At 66.9% G+C, this 13,180-nt stretch carries 13 protein-coding genes; 11 read left to right on the top strand and 2 right to left on the bottom strand.

Annotated elements, in window-relative coordinates; genetic code table 11:
* The first annotated feature begins 5 nt into the window (after positions 1-5).
* Genes VGK32_06865 through VGK32_06850 form a run of 4 tightly spaced genes read left to right on the top strand, consistent with a single transcriptional unit; the run spans position 6 to position 3,245 of the window.
* The gene (locus VGK32_06865; GenBank protein HEY3381471.1) at positions 6-1,049 is read left to right on the top strand and encodes a glycosyltransferase family 4 protein; all 1,044 of its coding nucleotides are present in this window, start codon (positions 6-8) and stop codon (positions 1,047-1,049) included.
* Positions 1,049-1,870: a tRNA 2-thiocytidine(32) synthetase TtcA gene (gene ttcA, locus VGK32_06860; GenBank protein ID HEY3381470.1), complete on the top strand. Its 822-nt coding sequence runs from the start codon at positions 1,049-1,051 to the stop codon at positions 1,868-1,870. Before VGK32_06865 ends, ttcA begins: the two co-directional genes overlap by 1 nt.
* A 6-nt stretch (positions 1,871-1,876) precedes the next feature.
* Positions 1,877-2,323: a D-aminoacyl-tRNA deacylase gene (gene dtd, locus VGK32_06855; GenBank protein HEY3381469.1), complete on the top strand. Its 447-nt coding sequence runs from the start codon at positions 1,877-1,879 to the stop codon at positions 2,321-2,323.
* Between the two features lie 40 nt (positions 2,324-2,363).
* Positions 2,364-3,245 carry a transporter gene (locus VGK32_06850; protein HEY3381468.1) on the top strand — a complete coding sequence of 294 codons (882 nt, stop codon included), beginning with the start codon at positions 2,364-2,366 and terminating at the stop codon, positions 3,243-3,245.
* A gap of 20 nt (positions 3,246-3,265) precedes the next feature.
* On the opposite strand, the gene VGK32_06845 is transcribed toward VGK32_06850, so the two are convergent.
* On the bottom strand, positions 3,266-4,891 hold the full coding sequence (locus VGK32_06845; GenBank protein ID HEY3381467.1) for a glycerol-3-phosphate dehydrogenase/oxidase: 1,626 nt from the start codon (positions 4,889-4,891) through the stop codon (positions 3,266-3,268).
* A gap of 82 nt (positions 4,892-4,973) precedes the next feature.
* Here VGK32_06845 and VGK32_06840 point away from each other — a divergent pair, with 82 nt between their 5' ends.
* Positions 4,974-5,747 (top strand): methyltransferase domain-containing protein, encoded by a 774-nt coding sequence (locus VGK32_06840; GenBank protein HEY3381466.1) that lies wholly within the window; start codon positions 4,974-4,976, stop codon positions 5,745-5,747.
* A 4-nt stretch (positions 5,748-5,751) separates the two neighbouring features.
* The gene (gene dapF, locus VGK32_06835; protein HEY3381465.1) at positions 5,752-6,546 is read left to right on the top strand and encodes a diaminopimelate epimerase; all 795 of its coding nucleotides are present in this window, start codon (positions 5,752-5,754) and stop codon (positions 6,544-6,546) included.
* A gap of 76 nt (positions 6,547-6,622) precedes the next feature.
* Here dapF and VGK32_06830 read toward each other — a convergent pair whose 3' ends face one another.
* On the bottom strand, positions 6,623-7,225 hold the full coding sequence (locus tag VGK32_06830; protein HEY3381464.1) for a DUF4398 domain-containing protein: 603 nt from the start codon (positions 7,223-7,225) through the stop codon (positions 6,623-6,625).
* A gap of 30 nt (positions 7,226-7,255) precedes the next feature.
* Here VGK32_06830 and radC point away from each other — a divergent pair, with 30 nt between their 5' ends.
* The 5 genes from radC (at position 7,256) to VGK32_06805 (ending at position 13,153) form a co-directional block, all read left to right on the top strand.
* On the top strand, positions 7,256-7,924 hold the full coding sequence (gene radC / locus VGK32_06825; protein HEY3381463.1) for a DNA repair protein RadC: 669 nt from the start codon (positions 7,256-7,258) through the stop codon (positions 7,922-7,924).
* 12 nt (positions 7,925-7,936) lie between these two features.
* Complete coding sequence (larC, locus tag VGK32_06820; protein HEY3381462.1) at positions 7,937-9,226, top strand: nickel pincer cofactor biosynthesis protein LarC; 1,290 nt, start codon at positions 7,937-7,939, stop codon at positions 9,224-9,226.
* Between the two features lie 33 nt (positions 9,227-9,259).
* A complete protein-coding gene (gene metG, locus VGK32_06815) occupies positions 9,260-11,281 on the top strand; it encodes a methionine--tRNA ligase (protein HEY3381461.1) in 2,022 nt (673 codons plus the stop codon).
* A 6-nt stretch (positions 11,282-11,287) separates the two neighbouring features.
* The gene (locus tag VGK32_06810; protein HEY3381460.1) at positions 11,288-12,067 is read left to right on the top strand and encodes a TatD family hydrolase; all 780 of its coding nucleotides are present in this window, start codon (positions 11,288-11,290) and stop codon (positions 12,065-12,067) included.
* A 96-nt stretch (positions 12,068-12,163) separates the two neighbouring features.
* Positions 12,164-13,153, top strand: a complete 990-nt coding sequence (locus tag VGK32_06805) for a polyprenyl synthetase family protein (protein ID HEY3381459.1) — start codon at positions 12,164-12,166, stop codon at positions 13,151-13,153.
* The last annotated feature ends 27 nt before the right edge of the window (positions 13,154-13,180 follow it).

Raw genomic sequence — 13,180 nt, 5'->3', positions numbered from 1 at the left:
GCGCCATGAGCCGTATTGCCGTTGTCACGTCGGGGCAGCCGTTCGGGGGGGGAGGCCACCTGGTCATCGTCCAGTCCCTCGTGCAGGCGCTGCGCGAGGCAGGGCACGAGGCGGAGGCCGTGACCACACCCCAGAATCGGTTCGGACGCCAGGCCGGCGCCTACGGGGCCGCGTGGTTCACCGACCTCGGGATGGCGCAGGACGGCAGGCCGATCGATCAAGTGATCAGCTTCCGGTACCCGAGTTATGCGGTGCGTCACGATGCGCACGTGTGCTGGCTGAATCACCGGATGCGCGAGTACTACGACCTGTGGCCGGCGCTCCGGGCCACGCTCACTCCGCTCCAGCGCGTGAAGGAGGCGATTCGCCGACGCCTCATTCATGCCGCCGACGGTTACCTGCTGCGCCACAACGTGAGACGGCTGTTCGCGCAGTCGAGGACCATTCAGGAGCGGCTCCAGCGGATGGGTGGGATTCGGGCTGACGTCCTGTATCCCCCGCCCCCTCCGCGGCCGTACCGGTGCGACGGATACGGCGACTACATCTTCGCCGTGTCCCGGCTCACGCCGCTCAAGCGCCTCGACCTGCTCGTGAGGGCGCTGGCGAGGCCGGAAGCCGCGGCCGTACGGTGCGTGATCGCCGGCGACGGCGAGATGCGCGGAGACCTGCGGCAGCTCGTGACGACGCTCGGGCTCGAGCGCCGCGTTACGCTCGCGGGTGCTGTCGATGCCGGCCAACTGGTCGAGCATCTGGCGCGCTGCCGCGCAGTGTGTTTTCCGGCCAAAGCCGAGGATTTCGGGTTCGTGACGGTCGAGGCATTCGCCGCGCGGAAGCCGGTGGTCACGTGCACGGACAGTGGCGGCCCGGCCGAACTCGTGCACGACGGCGTCGAGGGATTCGTGACGGCGCCTGCTCCGGAGGCCCTCGCTTCTGCGCTGGCGCGGCTCGCCGCCGACGAGACGCTGGCTGCCCGCCTGGGCGCGGCAGGTGCCGACACCCTGGCCACGCTGACGTGGCCACGCGTCGTCGAACGGTTGGTGATGGTCTGATGCCCTATCGGTCTCCCCTCGAAACGCGGATTGCGAAGAAAACGACCCAGGCGATCTCCGACTTCCAGATGATCGAAGAGGGGGACCGCATCCTCGTCGGCCTGTCGGGGGGAAAGGACAGCTGGGCGCTGCTCCAGATCCTCGATGTCCTGCGTCGGCGCGCCAAGATCAACTTCTCGCTGATTGGCGTCAACGTGGACTCGGGCTACGCCGAGTACGACCACGCGACGATTTCGCGGACGTGTGCCGAGCACGGGTGGGAGTGTTGGATCGAGCACACGACGATCGGCGAGGTGATGGAGGATCTGCTCGATACCGGCGACACGCCGTGTTCGCTCTGCGGCCGTCTGCGGCGCGGCGTGCTGTACCGGCTGGCTTCGGAGATCGGCGCGACCAAGATCGCGCTCGGTCATCATGCCGACGACTGCATCGAAACGCTGCTGCTGAACCTCTTCTTCGAGGGAAACCTGAAGGCGATGCCGGCGCGGCTCGTCTCGGACAACGGCGCCCACGTCGTGATCAGACCGCTGGTCTACGTGTTCGAGTCCGAGGCCCGCGCCTACGCGAAGGAGTGCGGGCTGCCGATCGTGGGCTGCTGCTGTCCCGCGTGCGGCGACCTGAGCCTGCAGCGCCAGCGGGTCAAGCGCTTGCTGCTCGACCTGGAACGTGAGCACCCTGGCGTGAAGAACTCGATGCTGGGTGCGCTGCGGAACGTCGCACCGACACACTTGCTCGATTCCCGGCTCAACCCGCCGGCGGCTCTACGTGCGCGGACGCGGCTGCCGTCAGCCCACGATCCGAAAGACCCCGGAAGTCGATGAGGGCGCATGCGAGCCGTGATTCAGCGCGTCAGCTCGTCGCGGGTCACCGTTGAGGGTCAGGCCGTTGGTGGGATCGGGCCAGGGCTGCTGGTGCTGCTCGGCGTCACGCTGAGCGATACGATCGAGCAAGCCCGATACCTCGCCGGGAAGGTCGTCGGCCTCCGAATCTTTGGGGACGATGAGGGCAAGATGAACCGCTCGGTCGTGGACGTGGGCGGCTCGATTCTCGCTGTGTCTCAGTTCACGCTCTACGGCGACTGTCGGAAGGGCCGGCGGCCGTCGTTCGATGGCGCTGCGCCTCCTGCCCACGCCAAAGCGTTGTACGAGGATTTCGTCGGCCTGCTCCGCGAATCAGGCGTTCCGGTGGCCACGGGCGTCTTCCAGGCGCACATGCAGGTGGAGCTCGTCAACGACGGTCCCGTCACGATCCTCCTCGATACCGAGCACGTGTAGCCGCTGCGAGACTCCGCCGAATCGTGGCAAAATGTCGGGCATGACTTCTCACACCGTTCGCGTGGCCGGCAGGGTCCTGCCGGGGCTCATGCTGCTCGTCGGGCTGTTCTGTCTCGCCGCCGGGCCTGCTCTTGCTCAACAGCGGCCGCTGGTGACGCAGGACCCGGAGTCGGTTGGCGCGGGGCACGTCCTCGTCGAGGCTGGATTCGACTACGGCATCGACCTGTTCTTTCCCGCCTCGGGTCTGCATGGGAATCTGCTGCGTCTCCCCATGCTGGGCCTCGTCGTCGGTGTGAGTGACATCGCGGAGATCCAGCTGACCGGCGGGCCCTATCAGCGGCTGAGCGTCGGATCACGCTCGCTGGCGCCGCTCGCCGATCAGGTCGTCATGAACGGCGACCGGACGACCGATGTCGTGGACATGGTGATTGGCGCCAAGGTTCGGCTGCTGTCGGAGTCGTCGTCACGGCCGGCTGTGGCCTTCGCCTTTGCGACGAAGCTCCCGAACTCGAAGCACCCGAACGGGATCGGGCTGAACACGATCGATTTCTACACGTCCCTGTCGTTCGGTAAGACCATCCAGTCGATCCGCTTCGTGGGAAATCTCGGGCTGGGCATCCTGCCGGACCCTGTCGCCGGGCGGAGCCAGAACGACGTGCTGACCTACGGCGGATCGATCGCGCGCGCCGTTACGGACAAGATCGACGTCGTGGGTGAGTTGAATGGCCGGGCGAGCCTGCGGTCGGGCGAGGCGCCGATCGGCACGGAGAGCCGAAGTATGATTCGAGCCGGAGCGCGGTACACGTACGGGGCCGCGCGCGTCGATGCCGGACTGCTGCTCGGTCTGACGACCCGCGACCCCAGCTTCGGTTTCACGGCGGGCGTGACCTACATGTTCAAAGCGTTCACGCCCAAAGGGTGACGCGGCTCGGAGGATGCGCGCTACAGCAAGCGGACGGGCGCGTAGAACTGCTCGAGCGCGAGCAGCTCCTGCTCGACCCGGGACTGACTCCAGATCAACTCGCCGGCCATGACGGCCACGCAGCCTTCTGCCACGCCCTGCCCGGGGTGGCGGCCTGCCCCGAGCGGCAGCCGGCGCGTCACCACATCGACGAGGCTGCACGCCATTTCCGACCGGATCGCGTGCACAACCTGCGCGCGGATCACTGGCGCGTCCGGCGAGACCCGACCGGCGAGTGCTCGCTGCGAGCGCGCCAGCGCGAACACCTCGTCCGTACCGCTGCCGTACGTTTCCACGATCTGCCGAAGCGACTCGTCGTCGACCTGTTCGGGCGCCTGCCGCCGAGCCCCGGCGACGAGCACGTCGAGGTCGCCCCCGTCTCCCCCGGGCAGCGGAACGTCCGCCGTGCGGCAGGCGGCAATGCGTCCGGCCTTCCGGACCACCAGATTGACGGCCTCGGCCGCGACGCCGCGCGCCGTTGTGTATTTCACACCAATGAGCGAGACCGCCCCTTCCACTCCCTCGCGAGCATGGTCGCGGATTCCGTAGTGCCCCTCGAGTCCGATTTCGCCTCTCCTCGACTTCGAGGCGGGCACGATGCCGCGGTGCACGAGCGTGACGTCGTCGGGCGTCAGACGGAGGGCGGGGAACGCCTGGTTCACCTCGTCGATGAACTTTTGGAGTTCCTGCGTGCTGACCGCCGAGGCGTCGACGTCGCACATCTCCTGCGAGTGGGACGTGCCAGCGACGGCAAGGCCGTTCCAGGGGACAACGAACAGCATGCGCCCGTCGTCGGTGGACGAGGCGAGTGCGGGCCCCGACATCGGCCGCCGCGTCACGAGGTTCATCGCCTTGAGGAGCGGGAACGACTGTGCGACGCCGAAGGCCGACATGAGCCGGCCCGCCCCGGCGCCAGCCGCGTTCAGCGTGACCCGGGCTCGCACATCGAACTCGTCGCCCGTCAGCACGTCGCGGACGCGGGCTCCAACCACCCGCTTGCCCTCGGTGAGCGCGCGCTGGGCCTCCAGGTGGTTCGCCAGGCACGCGCCCTCCCGAGCGGCCGCGAGTGCGAAGGCGAAGGTCAGCCTGTCGGTATTGCGCATCTGGTAGTCGAACCAGGTAGCGCCCCCCGTCAGGCCCTTGGCGCGCACGTCAGGAAACAGCCGCAGGCACTCGGCTCGCGAGATGATCCGACCCGCCGGCAGGCGAAGTCTCGCGGCAACGCCGTCGTTCCGATCGCGCCCGATCACCGCGTCGGCCAGGAATGCCACTCGCATCGCGAGACGGCTGCGCGTCAGCTTCCAGTACGTCGGCATCAGGAAGGGGAGCGGCGTCAGCAGGTGTGGGGCGAGGCGCGCCACGGTCCGCCGCTCGAGAATCGACTCGCGCATCCGCTTGAGGTCGGCGGTCTGCAGATAACGCAGGCCGCCATGCACCGTCTTGAGATGGTTGGAACTCGCCGCCGAGCCGAAGTCGTCGCGCTCGACGAGCGCCACCGCCAGCCCTCGCTGCGCCGCATCGTAGGCAGCCGCCAGCCCGTGGATGCCACCGCCGATCACCAGGAGGTCGAACGAGCGCTCCGCGAGACGTGTAAGATCACGATTCATGTATGCCGCACACGCAGTCGAGGATGAACGATACGAAGTCCAATGACGAACGCCACCCGATATTCTATAGTATTCGGCCGTGATGACATCTGAAGCTCTCGACTCGAACGACCTCGTGCGAACCTACTGGAACAGTCGGATCCACGACCTCGACATCAGTCGCAACCCGCCAGGGTCGCCCGGTTTCTTCGCGGACCTGGACGAATACCACTTCGACAAGCTCCATCACCTGCTGCGGCTCGTGGATTTCGACGGCCAGCGCGGGAAGAATGTGCTCGACGTGGGCTGCGGCACGGGCGTGGACCTGGTGCGGTTCGCGCAGGCCGGCGCCATCGCGACGGGCGTGGATATCGCGCCGTCCGCAATCGACCTGGCTCGCCTGAACTTCGAGCAGCGGAAGCTGTCCGCGGCGCTGGTGGTGGCCGACGGGGAGCATCTGCCGCTGCCCGACGCCGCCTTCGACCTCGTCTTCGCGCACGGCGTGGTGCAGTACACGTCCAACGCCCAGGCGTTGGTGAACGAGTGCCGCCGGGTGTTGAAGCCTGGCGGCCAGGCGATCTTCCAGGTCTACAACCGGATTTCGTGGCTGAACCTGCTCTCGAAGCTGATGAAAGTCGACCTCGAGCACGAGGATGCTCCGGTCCTGCGGAAGTACAGCGCGGCGGAGTTCCGCGCCCTGCTGACCGGGTTCAGCGACGTACAACTGGTGCCCGAGCGGTTTCCGGTCAAATCGCGCCTCCACAAGGGGTGGAAGGGGACGCTCTACAACACGTTCTTCGTCGGCACGTTCAACGCCATGCCGCGGGCGCTCGTGCGCCGATATGGCTGGCACCTGCTCGCGTTCTGCCGGAGGTAACCCGATGGTCCCAGTCGTCAAGGCCCACGCATACGGCAACGATTTCCTCTACGTCGAAGACACGCAGATCGATGGGCGTGACCGTGTGGCGGTGGCCCGCACCATGTGCGCGCGACATACGGGCATCGGCGCCGACGGGCTGATCCTGTATCGCCGTACTCAGCGCGGCGCCTCGATGCAGTTGCTGAACGCCGACGGGAGCTACTCGGAGGTGTCTGGCAACGGCGTCCGGGGCCTGGCGGCCGTGCTGCTCGACGTCCATGGTTTCCTGCTGGCGGACGACGCGGTCATCATCGACACCGATGCGGGCGAAAAGCGCCTGAAGTTGCTTCGTCGCGATGGTGCGCACTGGGTGTTCCGTGCGGCGATGGGGCGCCCCACGACCCCCGTCGAAACGACGCTCGACGTCCTGGGTGCGCCGCTCCGCGTGGTCACGCTTCGCGTCGGGAACCCTCAGTGCGTGCGTCTGGAGACCTCGCTCAGTGAAGAGCGCATGCACCGCCTCGGTGGAGCCCTCGAGCACCACGAAGCATTTCCAGAAGGCACGAACGTGGAGTTCGCGCACGTCGAGAACCCGGACCAGGTTCGAATCCTGATATGGGAACGCGGCGTGGGGCCGACGATGGCGTCTGGGACCGGCGCGTGCGCGGCGGCCGTGGCGTCGGCGGCGTTCGGCGGCGCGAACCGGGATGTCCAGGTGGTCTCACCGGGCGGCACCCAGCGCGTGGAGTGGCTCGAGGACGGTCTCTATCTCACGGGCTGGGCCGAGGTCGTCATGCGCGGGGAGTGGGCATTGTAACTTCTCACGCGTGCGGGCGATCGCACGACGCAATTCCTGCCCGGTGATTCGCCACGGATCCCGAACCGGGCCGGGATCACCGCGTTGCCGCCGGGGCGGCGGCCCCTGAGTCCGCCGTCTTTGTTTCGACAACGGCCCTCAAACGCTCTGCAGCCCCCGCCAACGCCTGGTTGGCCCCCGGGTAGTCGTCCTCCGCAACCGCCGCGCGCGCTTTTTGCAGCGCGACATTCGCGACGACAATCGCCCTTCGCAGGTCCGACACGTGCAACCGGTCTGCGCGCGTCTTCGGCGCGCGTGCAGGCACCTGGACAGCCTCGATCTGCTGCCTTGCGCCGGCAATCGACTGCTCGAGCGTCCGAATCGCTCGCATCGTAGTGTCACGCGCCACCGCCTTCTGTTCGCCGGCCACGTGGAGGGCGGTCTGTGCCAGTTCGCGGCTGTCGAGGGCGAAGGCGAGCGCCTGCCGGTAATCGCGTTGGGAGACGGACTCGTTGGATCGGCGAAGGGCCGCCTGCGCCGCCTGGTACTCGGTCGACGCGTAGCGCTCCGCGCCCGCCGTGCGGGCGCGCTCAACGGCGGCCTTCGCCTCGCTCATCTCTTTGATTGGCGGCGAGTCGCACGCGGCAATCGAGAGCAAGCCGACCAGCAGCACGAAACACGAAGTCCGACGGTGCATCATCTTGCAGTATAACTAACTGGAGTGGCGGCGGTGAAAGACGTGCACCCCGACGACCGGCCCCGCGAGAAGCTCGCCAGGCTTGGGACCGCCGGGCTGGGCGACAACGAACTGCTGGCGATCGTGCTCGGCACGGGAACCGCGGAGGCCGGCGCGCTCGCGTTGGCGAACGCCGTACTCGATGTCGCAGGTGGTCTGCAGGGACTGCTCAAGACAAACGCTGAAGAACTGTTGGTGATCAAGGGGCTGGGCCAGGCACGGGCGGCGCAGATGCTGGCGGCGGTGGAAATCGGGCGGCGTGTTCTCACGAGGCGGCCGGCCGATCGTCCTCAAATCACCTCTCCGCGCGATGCGGCCGAGCATCTGATGCCGGAGTACAGTGCCAGGCCGGTGGAGCAGTTCGGGGTCGTGCTCCTCGATGCCAGGCATCGGGTGCTCCGGACGAACCTGCTTGCGGTCGGGTCGCTCGACGCGACCACCGCTCAGCCGCGAGAGGTCTTTCGCCAGGCCCTGCTCGCATCGGCAGCGGCGGTGGTGCTGTTCCACAACCACCCATCCGGGGATCCGCATCCGAGCCCGGACGATGTGCAGGTGACGCGGCGGATGGTGGCGGTCGGGCAGTTGATGGGGATCCAGGTGATCGATCACGTGGTGCTCGGCGACGGACGATACTGCAGCCTGAAAGAAGCGGGCTTTCTCTGACGGTTGACGGCTATGTCGACAATACTCTACTTCGATTGTTTCGCAGGGGCCTCGGGAGACATGGTGCTCGGTGCGCTCCTCGATGCCGGGCTGCCGCTGGCCGAGCTCGAGGCCGCGCTGGGCAGTCTGATGATCCCGGGTTACCGGCTCACGGCCGAGCGCGTGCTTCGGTCCGGTCTGTCGGCCACGAAGTTCCATCTCCACGAGGGTGGCGAGCCTGCCCACGAGGAGCACGCTCACGACCATGCGCACGACCACGACCACGCCCACGACCACGGAGCCGGCGAGCACCACCATCATGCACCGGGCGAACACATCAGCCCGACCTCGCACGGCCACCGGAGCCTGGCGGAGATCATCGCGCTCATCGAGCGGTCGGCATTGTCGGAGCGGGCCAGGGCGAGGGCGGCGGAGCTGTTTCGACGGCTGGCCGAGGCAGAGGCGGAGATCCACCAGATGCCGGTCGAACGTGTCCACCTTCACGAGGTCGGCGCGCTCGACTCGATCGTCGATATCGTCGGGGCCGTGTTCGGTCTGGAGTGGATGGCTGCCGATCGCATCGTCGCCTCGCCCCTGAACGTGGGCGGCGGCATGGTCCGGTCCGCGCACGGCATCTTCCCCGTGCCGGCCCCGGCGACCCTGCGGCTGCTCCAGGGCATCCCGGTCTACTCGTCGGGCGTGCAAATGGAAACCGTGACGCCGACCGGTGCGCTGCTCGTCTCGGGGTACGCGACCTCGTTCGGGCCTGTGCCGGCCATGCGCGTGGACCGGGTCGGGTACGGCGCCGGCGATCGCGACGTGGCGGGCACGCCAAACGTCCTTCGGATCCTGATCGGGCAGGATGACCAGTCGGCGCAGGCGGAGCGCGTGGTCGTGCTCGAGTGCGAAATCGACGACATGAACCCGCAGATCTTCGGTGTCGTACTCGACCGTCTGTACGCCGCCGGCGCTCTCGAAGTGTTCTACACGCCAGTTCAGATGAAGAAGAACAGGCCAGGAACGCTGCTCACGGTGATTGCGGCCCCGGCCCTGCGCGACGGGCTGGCCGCGATCGTCTTTCGCGAAACGACGACGATTGGGCTACGCTATCAGGAACTGAACCGGCTGTGTCTGGATCGCGAATTCGTGGTCGTCGAGACGCCGATTGGGCCCGTGCGGGTCAAGCTGGCCTGCCGTGGGGGCGAAGTCGTGAACGCGGCGCCGGAGTTCGATGAGTGCGTGCGTCTCGCGACGGAAAAGGGCCTGCCCGTCAAGCAGGTGCAGGCGTTGGCCGTCGAGGCATACTGGCAAACGCGCCGATAGCAGTCACTGCCGGCTACTGGGTACCGAACTGATATGTCACGCTTCTTCCTCACCACGGCAATCGACTACGTGAACAGCCGGCCGCACCTCGGTACGGCGTACGAGAAGATCTCGGCCGACGTCATCGCGCGATACAAGCGCTTGTGTGGCGTGCGTACGCACTTTCTCATGGGGAACGACGAGCACTCGCAGAACGTCTACCGACGTGCGATCGAACGGGGTCTCGACCCGCTGGCGTACTGCGACCAGATGGAGCGGGAATTTCGCGACACGTGGGCGCGCCTCGAGATCTCGTTCGACGACTTCATCCGCACGACGGAGCCGCGTCATCGGGTCGGCGTGAGCGCGATGGTGCAGAAGATCGCCGAAACGGGCGATCTCTACGACGGCTTCTACGAGGGGCCGTACTGCGTGTCCTGCGAGGCCTTCAAGCCCGAGAAGGACCTGGTCGACGGGCTCTGTCCCGTTCACGGCGTCAAACCCGAGTGGATCCGCGAGAAGAACCACTTCTTCAGGCTGTCACGGTATCGTGAGGCGCTGCTCGCGCACTACGACGAGCACCCGGAGTTCCTGCAACCCGACGTTCGGCGGAACGAGATCTTGAGATTGCTCGAGGGCGGCCTGGAGGATATTTCGATCAGCCGCGCCGGGCAGCTCTGGGGGATCCCGGTTCCGTTCGATTCGACGAGCGTCGTGTACGTCTGGTTCGACGCGCTCATCAACTACATTTCGGCGATTGGCTACGGCCGCGACGGCGACGGGTTCGAGCAGTGGTGGCCAGCCGACCTCCACATCGTCGGAAAGGACATCACGCGGTTCCACTGCGTGATCTGGCCGGCCATGCTGATGAGCGCCGGCCTGCCGTTGCCGCGACAGGTCTTCGGCCACGGGTTCGTGCAGTACAAAGGACAGCGGATGAGCAAGACGCTCGGCACCGTGCTCGATCCGCTCGATGCCGCCGCTCGGTTTGGCCCCGATCCGCTGCGGCTGTACCTCGTGAAGGAGATCCCGTACGGCCAGGACGGGGACTTTTCATGGGAGCGATTCGAGGAGCGTTACAACGTCGACCTCGCCAACAACCTCGGAAACCTGGTCAACCGCCTCGCCGTGATGACCGACAAGTACCGGGGCGGCCGGTTGCCCGCCGCGCCCGGCGCTCCGGGCCGACTGGCAGACGTCGCGGCGAGCGCCGTACAGCGATACCGGGCCGCCATGGAGCGCTACGCGCTGCACGAGGCCGCGTTTGCCGCCTTCGCGTTGGTGGACGCCGCCAACGAGTACATCGCCGAAACGGAGCCCTGGACGCTGGCACGGCAGGCGAAGGAGGACCGGCTGACGCAGGTGCTCTCCGACGTCGTCGAGGCGGTCCGCATCTCGGCCATCTTGCTGATGCCGGTGATGCCCGGCTCGTGTGCGGAGATCTTGCGGCGCATGGGTGAAACGCGTGGGCCGGAGACTCTGCGTTTGGACCTCGACGCGGCGTGGGGAGGCTTGTGCGAACGGGTGGTGGCCAGGGCCGACCCGCTGTGGCCGCGCATCGATTCCCCGGTTCCAGCCGTTCAGGTAACCAACCAACGGGAGCAGGAGAACGTGATGAGTCAGGAGCCGACAGGGAAAGCACCCGAGCAGGCCAGCCCGCCAGCGGAGCCCGCAAATCCGCCGGTGGCAGTCACTCCACCGAGCGTGCCGGCCGGGCCAGGTGCGACGACGTCGATGCCGGCCGCGGCCGAGAAGATCCCGATCGAGGATTTTGCAAAGGTGGACTTGCGGGTCGCGAAGATCCTCGCCGCCGAGAAGGTGAAGGGCTCGCGCAAGCTGATCAAGATGCAGATCGACCTCGGCACCGAGCAGCGCACCATCGTCGCGGGCATCGCCGAGGCGTACGAGGCCGACGCGCTCGTCGGCCGGTCGATCGTGGTCGTGGCGAACCTGAAGCCGGCCAAGTTGATGGGGATCGAGTCGAACGGGATGGTGCTGGCGGCGAGTCCAGAGGGCGGCCTTCCGGCGCTGCTTGGCTTCGAGAATCCGCCGCCGCCCGGTAGCAGGATCAAGTAGGCGCACGTGATCGATAGCCATTGTCATCTGGCTGATGAGGCATTCGCGGGCGATCTCGAGGCGGTTGTCGGGCGGGCGCGTGAGGCGGGCGTTTCTGACGGCGTGTGCATACTCTCGCTCGGCGACGAGGCCGAGGCGAGCCGATTGCCGCGCGTCCTGCAGGCGTGGCCGGATCTGCGCGTCGCGATCGGGGCGCATCCCCATCAGGCACACGACTTTTCCTCATGCCTGGACGAGGTCGCCGAGAGGGTGCGAGCGGCCCATGCGCGGACACCTGGAGCCTGCGCCATTGGCGAGATTGGCCTCGACTACCACTACGATTTCTCTCCGCGGGAGGTGCAGCGGGACGTATTCAGAGTGCAGGTGCGTCTTGCGCGCGAGCTGCGCCGGCCGGTCATCATCCACACGCGGGAGGCAGATGAAGACACCGTGTCGATTCTGGAGGAGGAAGGGCGGGGCGACGTGCGAGGGGTGTTTCACTGCTTCTCAGGGACGGACGCGCTGGCGGATCGTGCCCTTGCCCTCGGCTTAATGCTCTCGTTCTCGGGAATCGTGACCTTTCCCAGAGCCGGGAACCTCCGGACGATCGCGGCACGCACGCCGGCTGACCGACTCCTGGTCGAGACCGATTGTCCGTATCTTGCACCGGTGCCCCTGCGCGGCAAGCGGAACGAGCCGGCCTGGGTCGTCCGGACGGCTGCCGTCATTGCAGAACACCGTGGGATGGCGCTGGCGGAGCTCGACGCGGCGGTGGGACGCAACTTCAAGCAGGTCTTCGCCCAGTAACGGGTGTCTCGAACCGCCCCGAACGGGTCGCGCGCGCCTTCCCGTGCGTTGACACTCCCCGCGCAACTATGGTGTGATCATCAGACTCAGCACGCTGTGGAAAAATCTCCAGTCGGTCTCGCCCACATCTTCGAACCGATCCGTGTCGACCTCGACGAGGTCGAGCGTCAATTCGCTCGTCACGTCGAATCGAGGGTCGCGCTGATTCCGGAGATCGGTCGCTACATCCAGGACGCCGGCGGAAAGAGAGTGCGCCCCGCGGTGCTGCTGATGGCCGCCCGGCTCTCGGGCTACTCGGGCGACCGTGCGGTTCTCTACGCCTCCGTGGTCGAGTTCATCCACACGGCCACGCTCGTGCACGACGACATCGTCGACGACTCGACGCTCCGCCGGGGCCGGCAGGCGGTCCACTCCCGGTGGGGCAACGATGTCACCGTGTTGCTGGGCGACTACCTCTACATCAAGTCGATGGCGCTGGCGCTGACAGAGGACTCGCTCGACGTGGTGCGAATCCTGTGCGACGTGACGCTTCGCATGATTGAAGGCGAGTTGTACCAGTTGTCGAAGAACGGCGACGTCGACATCACCGAGGACGAGCACTTCGACATCCTCCAGCGCAAGACCGCGGACCTGTTTGGTGGGTGTGCGGAAATTGGTGGCCTCCTCGGCCATGTGACACCCGAGCGCCAGCGCGCGCTGCGCGACTACGGCTCCAACCTCGGCGTCGCCTTTCAGCTCGTGGATGACCTGCTGGACCTGACCGGCAGGGAAGAGGTCCTGGGCAAGCCGATCGCCAGCGATCTGCGCGAGGGGAAGCTGACGCTGCCTCTGATTCACCTGCTGCGGGTCGCAGGACCCGGCCTCCGCCAGACGCTGGCCGACATTGTGAACGACCGGCAGGTGACATCGGAGCGCTGGCGCGAACTCTCCGGTTGCCTGAGCGAACACCGCTCGCTCGACTACGCCTATCAGAAAGCCACCGAGTTCAGCGCCCGCGCGAAAGCCAGCCTCCTGGCGTTCCCGCCGAGTCCCGAGCGGGAGGCGCTGATGGCGCTCTCCGACTACGTGCTCTCCCGCGACCGCTGATCCGATTTGTACTCTCTTGTCCGGTGC

The organism is Vicinamibacterales bacterium, from assembly GCA_036504215.1.
Classification (GTDB): domain Bacteria; phylum Acidobacteriota; class Vicinamibacteria; order Vicinamibacterales; family Fen-181; genus FEN-299.
Note: the sequence above shows the minus strand (reverse complement) of the source record. Positions and strands in the feature narration are given on the sequence as shown.

What these genes read in the sequence shown, in the direction of transcription:
- VGK32_06865 (HEY3381471.1), top strand. Translation starts at nt 6, where the DNA reads ATGAGCCGTATTGCCGTTGTCACGTCGGGGCAGCCGTTCGGGGGGGGA.
- ttcA (HEY3381470.1), top strand. Translation starts at nt 1,049, where the DNA reads ATGCCCTATCGGTCTCCCCTCGAAACGCGGATTGCGAAGAAAACGACC.
- dtd (HEY3381469.1), top strand. Translation starts at nt 1,877, where the DNA reads ATGCGAGCCGTGATTCAGCGCGTCAGCTCGTCGCGGGTCACCGTTGAG.
- VGK32_06850 (HEY3381468.1), top strand. Translation starts at nt 2,364, where the DNA reads ATGACTTCTCACACCGTTCGCGTGGCCGGCAGGGTCCTGCCGGGGCTC.
- VGK32_06845 (HEY3381467.1), bottom strand. Translation starts at nt 4,891, where the DNA reads ATGAATCGTGATCTTACACGTCTCGCGGAGCGCTCGTTCGACCTCCTG.
- VGK32_06840 (HEY3381466.1), top strand. Translation starts at nt 4,974, where the DNA reads ATGACATCTGAAGCTCTCGACTCGAACGACCTCGTGCGAACCTACTGG.
- dapF (HEY3381465.1), top strand. Translation starts at nt 5,752, where the DNA reads ATGGTCCCAGTCGTCAAGGCCCACGCATACGGCAACGATTTCCTCTAC.
- VGK32_06830 (HEY3381464.1), bottom strand. Translation starts at nt 7,225, where the DNA reads ATGATGCACCGTCGGACTTCGTGTTTCGTGCTGCTGGTCGGCTTGCTC.
- larC (HEY3381462.1), top strand. Translation starts at nt 7,937, where the DNA reads ATGTCGACAATACTCTACTTCGATTGTTTCGCAGGGGCCTCGGGAGAC.
- metG (HEY3381461.1), top strand. Translation starts at nt 9,260, where the DNA reads ATGTCACGCTTCTTCCTCACCACGGCAATCGACTACGTGAACAGCCGG.